15 protein-coding genes are annotated in these 18113 nt (G+C 64.6%); 9 read left to right on the forward strand and 6 right to left on the reverse strand.

The genetic code is table 11. The annotated features are described in order from the left end of the window. The first annotated feature begins 35 nt into the window (after nucleotides 1–35). A complete protein-coding gene (gene cphA, locus AC15MQ_RS06880) occupies nucleotides 36–2618 on the forward strand; it encodes a cyanophycin synthetase (RefSeq protein WP_287654960.1) in 2583 nt (860 codons plus the stop codon). A 42-nt stretch (nucleotides 2619–2660) separates the two neighbouring features. Here cphA and AC15MQ_RS06885 read toward each other — a convergent pair whose 3' ends face one another. Continuing rightward, nucleotides 2661–4616: a flagellar assembly protein A gene (locus AC15MQ_RS06885; protein WP_483079727.1), complete on the reverse strand. Its 1956-nt coding sequence runs from the start codon at nucleotides 4614–4616 to the stop codon at nucleotides 2661–2663. Between the two features lie 377 nt (nucleotides 4617–4993). Further along, on the reverse strand, nucleotides 4994–5158 hold the full coding sequence (locus AC15MQ_RS06890; RefSeq protein ID WP_287667188.1) for a hypothetical protein: 165 nt from the start codon (nucleotides 5156–5158) through the stop codon (nucleotides 4994–4996). A gap of 43 nt (nucleotides 5159–5201) precedes the next feature. Here AC15MQ_RS06890 and AC15MQ_RS06895 point away from each other — a divergent pair, with 43 nt between their 5' ends. From AC15MQ_RS06895 to AC15MQ_RS06920, 6 genes are all read left to right on the forward strand, one after another. Next, a complete protein-coding gene (locus AC15MQ_RS06895) occupies nucleotides 5202–5672 on the forward strand; it encodes a glycine zipper family protein (protein WP_332337752.1) in 471 nt (156 codons plus the stop codon). Between the two features lie 461 nt (nucleotides 5673–6133). Next, nucleotides 6134–7276: a pseudouridine synthase gene (locus AC15MQ_RS06900; RefSeq protein WP_483079728.1), complete on the forward strand. Its 1143-nt coding sequence runs from the start codon at nucleotides 6134–6136 to the stop codon at nucleotides 7274–7276. A 403-nt stretch (nucleotides 7277–7679) separates the two neighbouring features. Further along, on the forward strand, nucleotides 7680–8510 hold the full coding sequence (locus AC15MQ_RS06905) for an HDOD domain-containing protein (protein WP_287654963.1): 831 nt from the start codon (nucleotides 7680–7682) through the stop codon (nucleotides 8508–8510). 90 nt (nucleotides 8511–8600) lie between these two features. Continuing rightward, nucleotides 8601–9944 (forward strand): fused MFS/spermidine synthase, encoded by a 1344-nt coding sequence (locus AC15MQ_RS06910; RefSeq protein ID WP_287667192.1) that lies wholly within the window; start codon nucleotides 8601–8603, stop codon nucleotides 9942–9944. 278 nt (nucleotides 9945–10222) lie between these two features. Then, complete coding sequence (locus AC15MQ_RS06915; RefSeq protein ID WP_287652307.1) at nucleotides 10223–10786, forward strand: acetate uptake transporter; 564 nt, start codon at nucleotides 10223–10225, stop codon at nucleotides 10784–10786. 92 nt (nucleotides 10787–10878) lie between these two features. Continuing rightward, on the forward strand, nucleotides 10879–11430 hold the full coding sequence (locus AC15MQ_RS06920) for a cache domain-containing protein (protein ID WP_350497275.1): 552 nt from the start codon (nucleotides 10879–10881) through the stop codon (nucleotides 11428–11430). A gap of 43 nt (nucleotides 11431–11473) precedes the next feature. On the opposite strand, the gene AC15MQ_RS06925 is transcribed toward AC15MQ_RS06920, so the two are convergent. Beyond that, nucleotides 11474–12607 carry a hypothetical protein gene (locus AC15MQ_RS06925; RefSeq protein WP_483079729.1) on the reverse strand — a complete coding sequence of 378 codons (1134 nt, stop codon included), beginning with the start codon at nucleotides 12605–12607 and terminating at the stop codon, nucleotides 11474–11476. A gap of 14 nt (nucleotides 12608–12621) precedes the next feature. Beyond that, a complete protein-coding gene (gene trhP / locus AC15MQ_RS06930) occupies nucleotides 12622–13983 on the reverse strand; it encodes a prephenate-dependent tRNA uridine(34) hydroxylase TrhP (protein WP_483079730.1) in 1362 nt (453 codons plus the stop codon). A gap of 18 nt (nucleotides 13984–14001) precedes the next feature. Here trhP and rng point away from each other — a divergent pair, with 18 nt between their 5' ends. Next, the gene (rng, locus tag AC15MQ_RS06935; RefSeq protein WP_483079731.1) at nucleotides 14002–15456 is read left to right on the forward strand and encodes a ribonuclease G; all 1455 of its coding nucleotides are present in this window, start codon (nucleotides 14002–14004) and stop codon (nucleotides 15454–15456) included. Nucleotides 15457–15494: 38 nt separating this feature from the next. Here the strand turns inward: rng and AC15MQ_RS06940 are convergent, their stop codons facing one another. Together AC15MQ_RS06940 and AC15MQ_RS06945 are read right to left on the reverse strand one after the other, a co-directional pair. Beyond that, nucleotides 15495–16772, reverse strand: a complete 1278-nt coding sequence (locus AC15MQ_RS06940; protein WP_287652303.1) for a glycerate kinase type-2 family protein — start codon at nucleotides 16770–16772, stop codon at nucleotides 15495–15497. A gap of 14 nt (nucleotides 16773–16786) precedes the next feature. Further along, a complete protein-coding gene (locus tag AC15MQ_RS06945) occupies nucleotides 16787–16972 on the reverse strand; it encodes a hypothetical protein (RefSeq protein WP_483079732.1) in 186 nt (61 codons plus the stop codon). Between the two features lie 232 nt (nucleotides 16973–17204). Here AC15MQ_RS06945 and AC15MQ_RS06950 point away from each other — a divergent pair, with 232 nt between their 5' ends. Next, entirely contained in the window at nucleotides 17205–18092 is an 888-nt protein-coding gene (locus AC15MQ_RS06950; protein WP_483079733.1) for an NHL repeat-containing protein, read from the forward strand. The last annotated feature ends 21 nt before the right edge of the window (nucleotides 18093–18113 follow it).

The following is an 18113-nucleotide window of genomic DNA, read 5'->3' on the forward strand; positions in this document are numbered from 1 at the left end:
GGCGTCCGCACTGAATCCGAAAGAGGAAACTGTCCATGCAAGTATCGCGAATTCGCGCTCTGCGCGGTCCCAATCTGTGGAGCCGCCACACAGCGATCGAGGCCATTATCTACTGCGCCGAGGACGAACGCAGCATCGACAGCATCCCGGGTTTCGAAACCCGTCTGCGTGAGCGCTTTCCCGAGTTGGCCATGCTCGGGCCTGCCGGTCATGATGAAGCCGTATCGATGGCGCAGGCGCTCGAGTTCGCTGCGCTCGGCCTGCAGGCTCAGGCCGGCTGTCCGGTCACTTTCAGCCGCACGGCGCAAACCCTTGAAACGGGCATCTATCAGGTGGTCGTCGAATACAGCGAAGAAGCTGTTGGTCGCCTGGCGTTCGAACTCGCGCAGGATCTCTGCAAGGCTGCGGTCGAAGGCAAGGCGTTCGAACTTGGCCAGGCGCTGGACCGCCTGCGCGAACTCGACGAAGATCTGCGCTTGGGCCCAAGCACCGGGGCCATCGTTTATGCGGCGACGGCACGCAATATCCCCTACCGACGACTGACCGAAGGGAGCATGGTGCAGTTTGGCTGGGGCAGCCGGCAGCGTCGCATCCAGGCTGCCGAGACCGATGCCACCAGCGCCGTCGCCGAATCGATTGCTCAGGACAAGGAACTGAGCAAGATCCTCCTGCACGCAGCCGGCGTTCCGGTTCCCTGCGGCCGGCCCGTCCTCAGTGCCGAGGACGCATGGGCTGCGGCCTGCGAAATCGGCTGCCCGGTGGTCGTCAAACCGCAGGACGGCAATCAGGGCAAGGGCGTGGCCGTCAACCTGGGCACCCGCGAACAGATTGAAGCCGCCTACGCGATCGCCTTCGAAGTCAGCGACGAAGTGCTCGTCGAGCGTTTCCTGCCGGGCCACGACTACCGTTTGCTGGTCGTCGGCGACAAACTCATCGCCGCCGCCCGCCGCGACCCGCCGCTGGTCATCGGTGATGGCGTACACAGCATCGGCCAGTTGGTCGAGCGGGTCAACAGCGATCCCCGCCGCGGCGAAGGCCACGCCACCTCGCTGACCCGTATCCGACTCGATGACCTGGCCCTGGCGCGCCTGGCGAATGCGGGGCTGGCTCCGGAATCGGTGCCAGCGAGAGGTCAGCGCGTGGTACTGCGCAACAACGCCAATCTCTCGACGGGAGGCACGGCAACCGATGTCACCGCCGATGTCCATCCCGAATTCGCGGCGCAGGCGGTGGCCGCGGCACAGACCATCGGCCTCGATATCGCCGGCGTCGATGTCGTTTGCGACAGCGTCCTTCGCCCGCTTGAGGCCCAGGGTGGCGGCATCGTCGAAATCAATGCCGCGCCGGGACTGCGCATGCATCTGCAGCCGTCCTTCGGCAAGGGGCGGCCGGTGGGAGAAGCGATTGTCGCCAACATGTTTGCGCCTGGCGACGACGCCCGCATCCCCTTGGTGGCCGTCGCCGGCACCAACGGCAAGACGACGACGGTCCGGCTGGTCGCCCACATTATTGGGCAGAGCGGTCTGCGGGTCGGGATGACCACGACTGACGGCGTGTACATTCAGGGCCGACGCATCGATACCGGGGACTGCAGCGGCCCGAAGAGCGCCAAGAATGTCCTGCTCCACCCCGACGTCGACGCCGCCGTGCTCGAGACGGCACGCGGCGGCGTGCTGCGCGAGGGGCTTGGCTTCGACCGCTGCGATGTGGCGGTGGTCACCAACATCGGTCTGGGTGACCACCTGGGACTTTCCTACATCAGCACCGTCGAGGATCTGTCGGTAGTCAAGCGTGTGATCGTCCAGAACGTCCGGCCCGGGACCGGCGTTGCGGTGCTCAATGCGGCCGATCCGATGGTCGCCCGGATGGCCGATTCGTGCCCGGGCAGCGTCACCTTTTTTGCTGCCGACCGCCATCACCCGGTGATGGCCATGCACCGCGCACAGCGGAAGCGTGTCGTGTATCGTGACGGCGACTCGATCGTCGCTTCCGGAGGGGGTGTCGAACACCGTATCGCATTGGCCGACATTCCGCTCACGCAACACGGTGCCATCGGTTTCCAGGTCGAGAACGCCATGGCGGCAACTGCCACCACCTGGGCGCTCGGGGTTTCCTGGGAGGCAACGCACGCCGGCCTGCGCAGTTTCGTGAACGACGCGCAAAACGCGCCGGGGCGCTTCAACGTCTTTTCGTATCGGGGCGCGACGCTGATCGCCGACTACGGCCACAACCCGGACGCCATTCAGGCTTTGGTCGACGCCATTGACAACCTGCCATCAAGCGTGGGCAGCCAGCGCTCGGTGGTGATCAGCGGCGCCGGCGACCGGCGCGACGAGGACATCCGCCAGCAGACGGAAATTCTGGGGCACGCCTTCGATCGGGTCGTGCTCTATCAGGACCAGTGCCAGCGAGGCCGAGCGGATGGGGAAGTGCTTGCCCTGCTGCAGGAGGGCCTGAAGAACGCCAAACGAACAACGGAGATCCGGGAGATCCGTGGCGAGTTCCTGGCCATCGATACGGCTCTGGCCGAATTGCAACCCGGCGATCTTTGCCTGGTCCTGATCGACCAGATCGAGGAGGCCCTTGAACACATCGGCAGGCGCGTGGCCGAAGGCTGAGGGCGGCGGGCGTCACCTCCGCCGGCCGTGCCTGTGCCGCCGCTATTTCGGCGGCGTGCGATAGGACCACTCGAAGTGCCCACCCACACCGGCAAAGAGCAGCTTGGTCGTCGCGTCGGTGCGGCGCAAGCGTACCTTCAAGTCTTTGCCCGGCAGGGCACTCAGCGGGGAGTCAGCAAGCCGCACCATGACGGCACTGACACGTGTTTCGCCTTCAACCTTCTCGACGGCGCACATCACGCCGCTACATGACTCCTCCCTGGCGTCGATGACCGCCTTGACTTGCTCGCTCAGCGCATTCGACTCAGCCAACAGTTCGTTGACCACTTCTCCGAGCTGTACCAGGGTGCGCACGACAGGAGCGACCAGTGCCGCCAGCCTGCGCCAGCCCACCTGCTGTTCCGGACTCAGGGTCAGTTCATGGTTTCGCAGTTTGCCGGCGAGCAACAGATACTTGGCAACATCGTTCTCGCCGCGCAAGGCGTCGATCCGGGCGCGGTAGCCGGCAATCGATTTCTCCAGCGCTGCACGTTTCTTGTGCAGTGCGGTAATCTGTACCTCGTAACTCGACAGGTCGGGCACCAACACCAGGAGAACGCTGTCGAGTTCGCGCCGCGCACGGGCAATACGCACGCGTATCGTCTTGCCTGCCATTGCGCAGGCTTCGGAGATGTCGAGGCTCACCTCATCGGCAACGATATCGCAGTTCCTGGCCTGCCCGACGACCACCCGACGGCCGATGATCACGCAATTGTCGGCCCGCTTCACATCGATCGAACCCTGGTGGGCAATCAGCGTCGCACCGGAAGCCGTGCCCTGGATGATGATGTCCCCGTCCTCATTGCTGGCGCTGCCACCCACCAGATTCCGTTTCAGACAGACGGTACCGCCAGTCGAGACGATCCTGCCGAAGACATCCGCGTAAGCGGTGATGCTGCGGCACTGAACGATGCGTTTCTCCTGGATCTCGCCGTGCTGTTCGTAAACTTCGCCGGTCAACCAGAGATCGCCGGTAGTGCGCACGCTGACGCCTTCATGACTGACGATCTTGTCAACTACGGAGAACTGGTTGGTATCCCGGTCGATATTCAGAAAACCGGACGAAGACACCACCAGGTATTCACCGTCCGCCTCTCGGCTGACGCGTGTGCCGGGACCGGCCAGGCACTCCAGATCGAGATCCTTGGGCAGCGGTGCCGGCAACGGCTGGCCGGTGATGGCGCAGCCATCCACCCCAGGCGTGCGCGGCGTCTTCTTCACCAGACGTACGCCGCCCGCGACCTGCGGATAACGCGTCTCGAACTGGCGCAGATCGACACGATCGCCAAGCAGCCGACGCGGCGCGTTGTTGCGACGCAGGCCGGGAGTCTGCTCGATGATTTCGGCATCCTTTCCCGGCACGTATGGTCGGCTCCGGGCAACCACTCGCCACTCCGGCTTGTCGAGTTGCATGCCTTCATCTACCGCTGCGAGGTCGATGCCAAAGCACACACCCTTGGTCCAGGCGGCGGCGATGAATTCATCGATATCGAGTTCAATGCGTGTCTCGGATGACTTCTGCCGACCGGGTACGGGCGCCGCATGGCCCATTTCGGCGCCGCCGGACAGGGTTTGCTCGGGATCCGATGCACGATACAGCGGTTCGAAGAGATAAGCCGCCTCCCCCCCCTCGATGCGCAACGCCTTGTAGAGTGCCTGACGTTCCGGCCGAAAGGCCGTGATGTCGGCCGCCAGGAAGAACTCTTCGCCGGCCGGCCGGCCCCGGCTGGTCGCGTCGTCGTAACACAGAGATATCAGTCGCGGGTAATCGAGAGCCCGGAAGTAGAGATCTGTCGCGAACACGCGATTGACGAAATCGATCAGATCACTGGCCGACTCCAGGCGCGAAAGGTTCACAAAGAGACCGGTGTCACGCTGCACGATAAATCGCGACAGAGCGACCTGTCCCTCCTCAAGGTCGGCAAGGTTGCCGACGGCGCTTTCCGGATAGTTTGGCATGCGGCAGTCAGTTCCCGGTCGATTTCCGGAGCGGCAGGGGAACCGCGTCCGGCAAGTACAAGGGGCCGCCCGGCAGCCCCCTCCATTCAAGTTTACGGCAATAACATCGTGACGCCCGGGCAGCGGTCAGGGCCAGAACTTCGAAGAAAGGCAACCTCGCCGGAACTTCGCCTGCCCTTGGAACCACTACCCTTTGCGTACAACAGCGTACCAGAAACAGCGGGCGGCAACAGCATGTGCTTTGGCTGATGAAACAACTGGCCAACAGCGGTTAGTCGCCGACCGGCAAGAGTCCGCCCTGCGCCAGGGATCCGTGCCACCCGCGTCAGCCTTTCCACGTCTGCTGCGTTATTTATCTATCCATGCCGAGAGCGCAGTCAGGTGGCTTTCACAGCAACCGAGCAGGACATAATCATTACCGTGAGGACGTCGATGAACAGGCTTCCGGAAGCAGACCAGCCATACTGCGGCCGCCGCGCAGCGCCGGCCGTGAGCGCCGACGCCTCGGCTATATGTCGCTCGATGCCGCTGTTGGCGCTCATCCTCAGCGCCTGCATCGTGTTGCCGCCGGAGGGCCCCAGCGTGATGGTCCTGCCCGGGTCAGGGCAGCGCTTCGAACAGTTCCGGGCCGACGACGCGATGTGCAGAAATTTTGCCAGCCAGGCGATCGGGCCAAGAACCCCGCAGTCTGCCGCCGTTGATGCCGGTGTCGCCAGTGCTGCGCTCGGCACGGTGATCGGGGCAGCGCTCGGCGCGGCCGTCGATGGATCAAGAGGCGCGGCCGTCGGTGCCGGCATTGGCCTTCTGGCTGGCAGCACCAGCGGCGTGGCTGCCGGCAACGCATCGAGTTACACCCTGCAGCGGCGTTACGACCAGAACTACCTGCAGTGCATGTACTCGCGCGGCCACAAGGTCCCGCTGCCCGCCGGTTACCCCTTGCGGGATGGCAACGTGTCCAGGCCAGTCGCGCCCGGCTTTGTGCCTCCACCGCCACGTGGCGCCCCGCCGCCACCCCCACCGCCGTTCGGCGCGCCACCGCCACCGCCGCCGCGCTGACGACGAATCCGGCATGGCGGAGTCCGCCAGCGTCCCAACGCGCCGACTCCGACCGGGAAAGCAGCGCTTTCTGGCGTAAACTAGAGGCATCCGCGGCAACGCCCGCGACTGCGCCAGACACTCCCGATCACGCAACTGGTGATCGCCCCTCTCACCCCAGCCCCTCTGCCACGACCGTGGAGAGGGGCAATTCGTGAGTCGCTGACCCGACTTTCACGGCAAGGGAAAAACACGCCATGCCCCGCTCGACCCTGAAACTGCCCAAGAAACCTGCCCCCTCCACGCGCCCCGGCGACACCAGGGCGCCCGCGCGCAAGCCACTCCGCAGCGGCTCCCAGACCGCCAGGCACGGGACTCCACGGCGGGCCGACGAGAGTTGGGCCGCCCCGGCCTCGCCCACCGGAAAACCTGAAAGCACCTCGAAGCCAAGAGTCGGCGTGCCGAGCAGCAGCGAACGCACAATGCGCCAGTCTCAAAGAGTGACTGGCGAGGCGCCCCCGACAGGCCAGAACACAAACTTCCGTAAAACGCCTGGAGAACGCCAGCGTGAGACCGCCGACCGCGCCACCGCACGCACGGCTGCCGACTCGCCGGGCCGCCGCCTGGAGAACGGAACTGCCGACGAGCGGCCGCCAGGCGAGCGCCCTGAAAAGCGTCTGAAGACTTATCCGGCGCGCGGCATTGCCCGCAGTACCGGCGTTCGCGCCGCCCCGCCAGCGCCGCGACGTGCCGAGATCGAGGGGCCGCCGGCTGTCCCGCTGCGCTCGCGCTTGCCGGACACGCCCCCGGCCGCGCCCGTACCAGCGGCAACGGCATCGCCAACATCGACCAGCGCGCCGCTGACGACGGCCAGTGCTCCGCGCGGCTTGCCCAAGGAGTCGCCACGGTTGTCGAAGCTGGTGAGTGAATTGGCCATGTGCTCGCGACGCGCAGCCGACGAATGGATAGAAAACGGCTGGGTCAGCGTGGACGGAGTGATCGTCAACAGGCTGGGGGCACGCGTCAACCCGCGGGCGAAAATCGAGATCAGGGAAGTAGCGGGCAAGCACCACACCGACAGCGTCACCATCCTGTTCAACAAACCCTGCGACCCGGCCGCAGGGCCGGCGGAAGACGCCGCCGACACCGCGATGACGCTGATCCGTTCCGCCAACCGCTGGGCGGAAGACACGACCCCACTGGCCTTCAAAGCCACCCATCTGCGCGGCCTGGCACTTGCCGGCAGGCTCGGCGACGATGAAGGCGGCATGCTGGTGTTCACCCAGGAAGGTAGCGTCGCGCGCCGCCTGACGGGCAAGGATTTGCCTCTGGAGAAGGAATATCACGTACGCGTTCAGGGTACGCTGATTCCGGATGGACTGGAACTTCTGCGGCATGGCTTGTCGCTGGACCAGGTCAAATTGCAGCGTGCCCAGGTTTCCTGGCTCAGCGAGCAACAACTGCGCTTCGTTCTGCACGAAAGCCGCAAACGGCAAATCCAGGGCATGTGCGAGCAGGTGGGCTTGCGCGCGACCGACATCAAGCGCGTACGCATCGGCAGCGTATCGCTGGGCAAGCTGCCCGCCGGCCTATGGCGCTACCTGCGCGAGGACGAACGCTTCTGATCCGCTGGCAGTCGTTAACCGGCGGACCCATGGCATCATCCCGGGCGAGGCCCTCGTTGACGGGGCGCCGGGGCCGGCCATTATGCTGATGACCGTGACGAACTGCGCTTGCAGGGTTTGGGGGCTGCGGCTACCATTGCCAGGAGAGTCGCGGAGTGACTCACGATGCAGCCCTCGCGTGCGGGTGGTAGAGAGGTCAGCAGGGTGAGCGGTCATGGCAGGACGACACCTTTGCCCATTTGGGGCGCTCTTAGCGCCATACCCGTTTGCTTGACACAGTGCAACGGCAGGAAGTACCGGCCGGCGCGTTCTTCGGACGCCCTTCTTGAAGGCGACATCCATGTGCGACAAGCCAATGCCAAGAGACCTCGCAGGCTGGGTGACATTCCTGAGCAGCGCGGAGATGCCGATTCTGCGCCAGACTGCGCGTCGCCTCGACCACGCCCGCCAGCAAATCGACCGGGTCAACGGCCGCGACATCACCGATATCGTGCTGCAGGATCCGCTGCTGGCCATTCGCGTGCTGGCCTACATCCAGGAAGCCAGCCACCGCCGCCTGCAGAGTGACATCACGAATATCGCCAGCGCGGTCATGATGCTTGGCATCGACCCGTTTTTCCGCAAGTTCGACCAGCCGCGCACGCTCGAAACCATGCTCAGTGGTCAACCGCAAGCCTTGCTTGGCGTCGTGCAGGTGATTCTGCGCACCCAGCGGGCTTCGCACTATGCGCATGAGTGGGCGTTTGCGCGACACGACATGAACGTCGAGGAGGTGGCTCTCGCTGCACTGCTGAACGACATCGCCGAGATCCTGCTGTGGTGTTTCGCGCCGCATCTGGCCATCGAGATTCGCAGCCGGCTGCAGGCCGACCGGACGCTGCGCAGCGCCGGTGCCCAACAGGAGGTCCTCGGTTTTCCGCTGGCTGACTTGCAGTTGGCGCTCTGCCATGCCTGGCACCTGCCGGAGTTGCTGACCACCCTGATGGACGACGGCAAGGCCCACCTGCAAAGAGTGCAGAATGTGAAGCTGGCCGTAAACCTGGCCCGCCATTCGACCGGTGGCTGGACCGATCCGGCGATACCGGACGACCTCACCGCCGTCCAGAATCTGTTGCACATCAGCCGCGAAACCTTGCTGCACCGCCTGCAATTGCCACCGGAAGTCCTGCCGGGAGGCCTCAGCGAAGACGCGGCAGGTGGCCAGGGCGGCTGGCTGGAGCAGCCCCGCCACTAAGCGCTGCGGCGTCCGGGTGAGCTCCGGACCGGGACCGTGCTGGGTTATAGTGCCGGCTCACCTCCGCCGGCGCCACGCCCACCCTTGCCCATGTCACGCCTCTTGCTTTTTTCCATCGTCTTCATTGAAGGGTTCTGCTCGCTCGGCGCCGAGGTCATCGCGCTACGCCAGATCATTCCACACCTGGGCAGTTCGATCGTGGTGACCGCGCCAACCATCGGCTTCTTTCTGCTCGCCCTGGCGCTGGGCTACCACGCCGGCGCGAAGATCGACGAGGGGTATATCGAGGTGGTGGCGAAGAACTTCCTGCTCGCCGCGCTGCTCGTCGGCATCGGACTGGCAGGGATTGGCGTTGATTTGCTCTTCACGGCCCTGCGGCCGCCGGAACTTGCGTACCTGCTCCTCGTCGCCGGCGTGCTCTGCCCGATCGCCTGGTTGCTCGGGCAAACCGTGCCGATTCTGACCAACCTGCTGCTTCGCGAACGCGCCGGCGAGGCCAGCGGCGAGGCGCTGTACTACTCGACCCTCGGTTCCTTCCTCGGTTCGCTGTCGCTGTCGCTGCTGGTCATGCAATGGCTCGGCGTTTCGGCAGCCGTCGCGCTCTGCGCCCTGTTGCTGGTCATCGGATACACGCTGCTGCGCGGACCTGGCTGGCGGACGGTGGTGATCAGCCTGGCCGTCGCCAGTCTGACCGGGGTCGCCAATGCCTGGCTTCGTCCCGAGATCGAAACCGCCTACGCCAGCTATCTGGTGTTGCCGGTGCAATACGAGGGAGCGATCAACGGGCGCGCCTTGAAGAACAACAGTTCCTTCGCCTCGTTGATTGACGACTCCGAGCCGCCGCTCTACGCCCGTTATATCCGACACATCCGCAGCCTGCTGCTCGATGAACTGGGTTTCCGTGAGCGCCGGATCCTGGTTCTCGGTGCCGGCGGCTTCACGCTTTCACACCGCGAGCCCAGTAATCACTACACCTATGTCGACATTGACCCGGCGGTCCGCGGCATTGCCGAAAAACATTTCCTTGGCGAAGCAGCGCGCGGCGAGTTCATCGCCGACGACGCGCGCCGTTTCGTGATCCGCAGCGAACAGCGCTTTGCCGCGGCGATCGTGGACGTCTATGGCTCGCACTCCTCGATCCCCGGCCATCTGGTCACTCGCGAATTCTGGCTGGCGACGCGGCGGGTGCTGGAACCCGAGGGATTGCTGATTGCCAACCTGATCCTCGACAGCGCCCTCGGCACACCCTACTCGCGCAATCTGCTGGCGACCATCGAGAGCGTCTATGGTCGCTGCGCCGTCGAGGTTCTGCAGAAGAAACAGGTACTGGCCAATGTGGTGGTCACCTGCCGCAATGGTCAGCCCGCCGAGCCGGCCAGCCTGTTCATCGACGAACGCAACAGCGCCGACTTCGATCTCGCGCGTTCACGCTGAGCGCCGCGTGCCGCTGCCTGGCCAGGCCTGCCCAACAATCGGCCGACCGGCACACGGCCCCGGTGTCTGCAAGAAGACCTCAAGGATATTGACTTTTCCCTTCAGCAGTGGCTGGAATCGCGCATCCGCCCCCGGTTTGCCGGTTCTGCAAGGCGCCCTGTACAATCCGCCTCGCCTTCGGCATGGGTTCGCTCCGGCAGAGCCCGGGAAGGTCAATTCCATCGGGCGGCAGGGAGTGCTTGCCGCCGAATTTGCCGTTATCATACAGGGGGTAGTGCATGGCAGAGCAGAAGCTGGGAAATCCGGCCGTTGTTGGTCTGGCAGGATTTGGCTTGACGACAATGGTGCTGCAGTTTCACAACGTCGGCTGGATGGGGCTGGGCCCGGTGGTCTGGCTGGGGCTGATCTTCGGAGGACTGGCACAGATGATCGCCGGACTCCAGGAAATGAAGACCGGAAACAACTTCGGCTATTGCGCGTTTACCGCCTACGGTTGTTTCTGGATCGCTCTGGCACTGCTGTTGATCGGTAACCACTACAACCTCTACCCCTCCAGCAAGACCGACGTCGGTTGGTTTCTGGTAGCCTGGACGCTGTTCACTGCAATCCTGTGGATTGGTGCCATGCGCGTAAGCAGTGCGCTGGCGCTGACGTTCACGCTGCTGCTGATCGGCTTCATTCTGCTCGACCTGGCGCATTTCGGCTATCCCGACCTGACGGTCGTGGCTGGCTATGAGCTGATGGCAACGGCAGCCATGGCCTGGTACATCATGGCGCACATCATCTACGTCGATTTGTTTGGTCGGGATATCCTTCCGGTCGGCAAGCCCTGGATCAGTTAGGCGAGGTTGCCGCTGCTGGCGAACACCACTGAACGGTGACTGCAGCGGTCACTCCCGATCCCTTTGAACAGAGACAACAGGAGAGCAGTGTAATGAAATTATTGAGAATGCTGGGTTGGATGGGACTCTTGCTGGCGTGCGGAGCGGTCCGCGCCGCGCCGGCAGAGGCGGAAGTGGCAACGGCAGAAGAGGCGATCACCAAGGTCCGCGCCGCGGCCAGGTTGCTGCACGACCGGGGCGCGTCGTCGTATGCCGACTTCAACCAGCGGGACAGCAAGTGGGTATGGAAGGACAGCTACGTCTTCGTGTATGACTGTCGCAAGGACCGGATGATCGCGCATCCGATGCGGCCTGATCTGGTCGGCAAGCCGATCATGCAGATTACCGACAACACCGGCAAGCCGATCTTCAAGGATTTGTGCAAGGCCGGCAACGAAGCCCGTGGCGGCTGGGTCGAGTACATGTGGCAGAAACCGGGCGCCGGGCGACTGTCTCGCAAGGTGTCGTACGCCCTGGCGGCGGACGTTTCGTTTGCCGCCGGCATCCAGGTCAGCGCCGGGGTCTACGATGAATCGATACCCATCGCCGAACTGGGCAAGGTTCTCGAAAGGATGTCCGATCCCGCCAAGTATCCGGCGCTGTAACCCCCCCCCCCGCTACCGTGCTGACGGCAAGACCTCTTCGAGATCATCGGGAGTGCTTGCCGGGCAAGGCAAGCGGGTGACCAGCGCGCCGCAGCCACGGCAACAGGTGCGCCGCCGCTTCTGCGGCGCCGACGGGCAACGGCCTCGGCGGCACCGGTTGCTGCCACAAGGCTTCCAGAGCGGCCTCCAGCTGGCCAGCGAGCAGCTCGACCTCGCTGATTTCCCGGCACTGACCATGCCTTTCCAGCCAGTCGATCAGGCAGTGCTGTTCCGGCCAGTCCTGGCGGCGCACGTAGAGAACCGGTGTGCCGTTGCAGGCGGCTTCGGCAAAGGTGCCGTAGCCGGGTTTGGCAATCACCGCATCGACGGAGCACATGAGGTCGGTAAACGATCGGCCCAGCGACTCGAAATCGCTGGCACACGGATGGGCAAGCTGCCAGGCTTGCGGCACCAGCCAGCGCACCCGCGCGACACGTGGCCAGGCAGCCAGCGGCAGTTGCTTGCTGACGCCGCCAAAGGCGATCAAAACCAGGCGCTCGTCATCGGCACAACGCAACCGCGCTCGGATCGCCTGGCGGCAGTCCTGGCCCAGGGCGGCAACCAGGCCGATGTCTCGGCGCCCTGACAGCTCGGCCATGGCCATTCCGGGGGTCAGTCGCAGGAAACAAGTCGCGCTGTTGTAGGCGGCCAGCATCTGGCGACGAATCTCCGTCGCCCAACCCTCGGCGGCGAAGAAGTGGCCCAGGAGACCGGCCCAGTTGAGCGAGCACATCGCCACTGCGGGAATGCCGGCGCGCGCCGCACCGGCCAGCGGCAGGTAGGCAACATCACTGAGCAGAAGGTCCGGCGCCTGGCCGGCCAGCAGGCGCGCTTCATGCTCCACCCGGAGATCCCAGTCGGCATGCTGGGCGCGGTAGGCGCGGGCGGTAGCCTCCAGGTCGACGCGCATCGCATCGTGCATCACGTAGCCGAAGTCGCTGCTCGCCGCCAGATGGGTAAACTCCGCATTGATGCGCGCTTGCAGCGTCGCTGTCGGCAGACCGCTGCGCAGGGTCATCCGCAGATTTTCCAGACGGCAGGAAAGCGCATTGAGCACCGGCGCCACCTGTGCCAGATGACCCAGACCGTGAGCCGAGATATCGACGAAGAGGTGCGGACGTGGGGAGGATTCTGGCATCGGCGTGCGACGGCTCAGACAAAACGCGCCAGCATCGCACCAGGCAATTCTGCCGGCAGGGGAATCCACACCCGATGCCCATTGCCCGGGGCAACGCGGATTTCAGCGCCGTCGAGGTTCTGCATGGCGGCGAGAGCCAACCGACGATTGCCCGAGGGATGGATCACTTCGAGGCGATCGCCGACCGCGAATCGATTCTTCACCTCGATCAGCGCACGTCGGCGCGGCGCATCCCATTGCAGCACGTCGCCGACGTAGAGGCTGCGCCCCGATTCGGAATGGCCACGCAGGTAGTTCTGCATTTCATGTTCATGGTGACGCTGATAGAAACCGTCGGTATAGCCGCGATTGGCCAGTCCCTCGAGTTCTCCAAGCAGGCCGGGGTCGAACGGACGCCTGGCGACCGCATCGTCGATGGCGCGCCGATAGACCTGCGCGGTGCGCGCAACGTAGTAGGGAGACTTGGTGCGCCCCTCGATCTTCAGCGAGTCGACACCGATCTCGGTCAGGCGCCGGACGTGTTCGACGGCGCGCAGATCCCTGGAATTCATGATGTAGGTGCCGTGCTCGTCCTCGTCGATGGGCATCAGTTCGCCGGGACGCTCCTTTTCCTCGAGCAGCCACACGTCGCCGGGTCGGCCCGGCGATGGAGCGGCGGCACGGACATCGCCGCTCGCATCCGCCTCTGCCGCCTTCAGCTGGTATTCCCAACGACACGAGTTGGTGCAGGTGCCCTGATTCGGGTCCCGATGGTTGAAGTATCCGGAGAGCAGGCAACGTCCCGAATAGGCGACGCACAGCGCGCCGTGCACGAAGACTTCGAGTTCGGTGTCCGGGCACTCCTGGCGCATCTCGGCAACTTCGTCCAGCGACAGCTCGCGTGACAGGATGATCCGGGTCAGGCCCAGCTTGCGCCAGAAACGCACCGCGGCAAAGTTCACCGTGTTGGCCTGCACCGACAGATGGACGGGCATCTCCGGCCAGGTTTCGCGAACCAGGTCGATCAGCCCGGGGTCGGCCATGATCAGCGCGTCAGGCTGCAGCGCGACCACCGGGGCCATGTCGTTCAGGTAGCTGCGGACCTTGCGGTTGTGCGGCAGGACGTTGCTGACCACGTAGAGCTTGCGGCCAGCGGCATGCACCTCGTCGACCGCGCGCGCTAGCAGTTCGAGATCGCCGAAGTCGTTGTTGCGCACGCGCAGGCTGTAGCGCGGCTGGCCGGCATACACCGCATCGGCACCGAACGCCAGAGCCGTGCGCAACATCGCCAGCGAACCGGCGGGGGCGAGCAACTCGGGGGCACAGGTCAAGGCGGCAGAAGTCCGGGGAAGGGGCGTGACGGGGTAGAATGCAGTAAAGCGAAATTCTACTCTCATTCTCCAGATCGCCCCGCCATGCCCGAAGAGATCCTGATCAACTTTACTCCACAGGAAACGCGCGTCGCTGTCACGCATCAGGGCGTCGTGCAGGAACTGCATATCGAACGCAGCGCCAGTCGCGGCTTCGTCGGCAACGTCTACATCGGACGCATCGTGCGCATCCTGCCGGGCATGCAATCGGCGTTCATCGACATCGGCCTGGGCCGTACCGCGTTCCTGCATGTTGCCGATATCCGCGAACCACGCCTCAGCGACGAGCCGGTGCGACCGATCGAGCGACTGCTGTTCGAGGGACAGAGCATCCTCGTGCAGGTGATCAAGGATCCGATGGGCAGCAAGGGCGCGCGCCTGTCCACGCAGGTTTCGATCGCCGGACGGATGCTGGTCTACCTGCCCCAGGACAAACACATCGGCATTTCGCAGCGCATCGAGAGGGAGTCCGATCGCGAAGCACTGCGCGAAAAACTCGCTCGGCTGGTGCCCGGTGAAGAAACCGGCGGCTTCATCGTGCGAACGATGGCAGAGAGCGCCACCGAACCCGAGTTGGCCAAGGACATCGAGTACCTGCGCAAACTCTGGCGCGACATCCAGGCGCAGGCGACCACCGCCGCACCACCGTCCCTGCTGTACCAGGAACTGTCGTTGGCACAGCGTGTGCTGCGCGATTTCGTGAATCCCGAGACCGCCCGCATCGTCATCGATTCGCGCGAGAACTTTCAGAGGCTGACGGTCTTCGCCGCCGAATACACGCCGACAGTCGCGCCTCTGCTTGAGCACTATATCGGTGAACGCCCGCTATTCGACCTGCATGGGGTGGAAGACGAACTGCAGAAGGCGCTCGCCCGGCGGGTCGATCTCAAGTCCGGGGGTTACCTGATCATCGACCAGACCGAAGCGATGACCACCATCGACGTCAATACCGGCGGCTTTGTCGGGGTACGCAATTTCGACGACACGATCTTCAAGACCAACCTCGAAGCCGCGCAGACGATCGCCCGGCAACTGCGCCTGCGCAACCTCGGCGGCATCATCATCATCGACTTCATCGACATGGAGAACGAAGAGCATCGCAGCGCCGTTCTCAGCGAATTCAACAAGGCGCTGGCACGCGACCACACGCGCCTGACCGTCAACGGCTTCACCGCGCTGGGTCTGGTCGAGATGACCCGCAAGCGGACGCGCGAGTCGCTCGCACACGTGCTGTGCGAGGAATGTCCGACCTGTGGTGGCCGCGGCGAAGTCAAGACGGCGCGCACGGTATGCTACGAGATCCTGCGCGAACTCCTGCGCGAGGCGCGTCAGTTCAACGCTCGCGAGTACCGCGTGCTCGGCAACCAGGCAGTGATCGATCGCTTTCTCGACGAGGAGTCGCAAGGACTGGCGATGCTCTCCGATTTCATCGGCAAACCGATCTCGCTGCAGGCCGAGCCCAGCTACTCGCAGGAGCAGTACGACATCGTGCTGATGTAGTCGGTGACCGGCGAATTGCCGGACCTCCGGCACGCCGATCAGGGAGGTTCGTTGGTAACCAGGATCGCCCGGAAGTCGTTAACGTTGGTCAGCGTCGGGCCGGTGATGACCGAATCGCCCAGGGCCTCGAAGAAACCGTGGCCGTCGTTGTTGTCCAGGCTGGCGACCGGCCTGATGCCCTTGGCCCAGGCGCGAGCCAGGGTGTCCGGGGCGAGCCAGGCGCCCGCGATCTCCTCCTGCCCGTCCACGCCGTCGGTGTCGCCGGCGATGGCGTGAATGCCGCGATGGCCGCCCAGCGCGACAGCGAGTGCGAGCAGGAACTCGACGTTGCGTCCGCCACGCCCGTTGCCGCGCACCGTCACGGTCGTTTCCCCGCCGGAGAGCAGGACGCAGGGCGTGGTAAACGGCTGGCCGCGGCCGGCGACCTGCATTGCGATCCCGGCCATGACCTTGCCGACGTCGCGTGCCTCGCCTTCTATCGCGTCGCCGAGAATGTGCGCCGCCACGCCGGCCTGGCGCGCCACCCCGGCGGCGGCTTCGAGCGCCAGCTGGGGTGTCGCGATCAGGCGCGTCTCCACTCTGGCCAGATGTGCGTCGCCAGGTTTGATCGACTCGCCGCGGCCGCTTTCGAGGATGTCGAGTACCGCCGGCGGTAGGGTGATGCCGTAGCGGCGGATGATCGCCAGGGCGTCGGCGCAGGTGCTGGGGTCGGCAACCGTCGGACCGGAAGCGATGTCGATCGGGTTGTCGCCCGGTACGTCGGAGATCATCAGGTTCAGCACGCGCGCCGGATGGCAGGCCGCGGCCAGGCGCCCGCCCTTGATCGCCGAGAGGTGGCGGCGAACGCAGTTCATCTCCGAGATCGAGGCGCCGGATTTGAGCAGGCCTCGGTTTACATCCTGCTTGTCCGCCAGAGTCAGCCCTGCGAGCGGCAGGGCGAGCAGCGACGAGCCGCCGCCCGAGATCAGGCAGAGCACGGTATCGTCGGCGTCGAGTCCCTGCACCAGGGCGTGGATGCGCTGTGCTGCGGCGACTCCGGCGGCGTCCGGTACCGGGTGGGCCGCCTCGACGATCTCGATACGCCGGCAGGGAACGGCATAGCCATAGCGGGTCACCACCACTCCCGACAGCTCGCCCGACCAGGTCTCCTCCAGGGCCCTGGCCATCGCCGCCGAGGCCTTGCCGGCGCCGATCACGATCAGTCGTCCGCGCGGTGGTTCCGGCAGGTGCTGCGGGACGCATTGCGCCGGCTGAGCGGCGGCGATCGCCGCCTCGAACATCTTGCGCAGCAGGCTGCGGGCTTCATGGGTCTGCATCGTTCGTCTCCTGATCAGGCGGCCAGCTTCGGACGCTGCGTGAACAAGTCGGTTTCTTCCGGGCTGCTGGCCGCGCCGTCGCCCTGGTAAAAGGCCTGCAGGTCTTCAGGATCGCTCTTGCCGTCGAGCACCTGGTCGAGACGCTCCCGATCCACCGGGCCGACCCAGCGGGAGCGATCACCATAGTGTAATGGATGCACTGTCCGAACTGAGACAGGAGCCTGGCCGGCGCAGGGCTTCAGCCAGTATTCAACATGCGGTTCCGACCTGTCGTGCCGCTTCCTGGCCGTTCGTTGTCCCACCCGGCTCTCCGGCCTGGCAGAAGGGTTCTGCTGATACTGCGGCACGACGGCTCGGTGGTTTGACGGCGACTTCGCGCGCGGCCATTTTGCGGGTTACCATGCGGCCTCGATCACGCAACGATCCATACTCATGACTGCCAAGGAACTTCTTGCCGCCCGCGCCTTTCGCTGGTGTTTGCTGGCCACCGGCCTGTTGGCCGTGCTGGCCATGGCTGTGCTGGGCTATCTGCGCTGGCGACCGGTGGCGGCGGCCCCAGGCTGGCAGTACGCGGTACTGGTCGACGACGTCGAAATGATCGATAGTCTGGCGGTATCACCTGCGGGTGAACTGCTGGGAACGACCCAACACAATCACGGCAAGGGCGAACTCGTCCGTTTCGACCGCAACTGGCAGGTCACGACCCTGCTGAGCGGACTCTCCAAGCCCGCAGGACTGCTGCCCTGGCGTGATGGCGTACTCATTGCCCAGGAAGAACAGAACATGTGGGTGATGTACTGGACACCTTCCGGGGCACGCCCGCTGTTCAGATCGGACTACGCGGAGGGCATCACGAAGCTGAACAATGGCAATATCGTGATACTCGCCGACCGCAAGAATGGAGAACTCACCGAATTCAATCCCGATACCGGCAGCAGCCGGATCTTGCTCAGCGGCCTGGACAAGGGAGAAGGCTTGTGTGCGATGCCCGACGGCCGTATCTACTTCACCGAAAAGCAGCGCAACAGCTCGCTGTACCAATACCAGGCGGGCGAAGGCCCGCGTGCGGGCGGCAAGCTGGCGCTGTTCGGTGGCTTGCAGTCACCCGGTTTTCTGCTCTGTACGTCCCAGGGCATCTGGATCACCGAGGACCGCACCAACGATGGGCGCCTGCTGTTCTGGGATTTTGCACGACTACAGGTGATCGCCGAGCATCTGCATGCGCCGCAGTCCGTGCTGATCCGCAGCGACCATGAGCTGCTGCTGGCTGAACAGGGACGTTCGCGCTTGTTGCTCTTCTCCCGCAACAGCAAGCCCTGACAATCGGAGCGCCGGCGCGTG

Source organism: Candidatus Accumulibacter propinquus, from assembly GCF_056856495.1.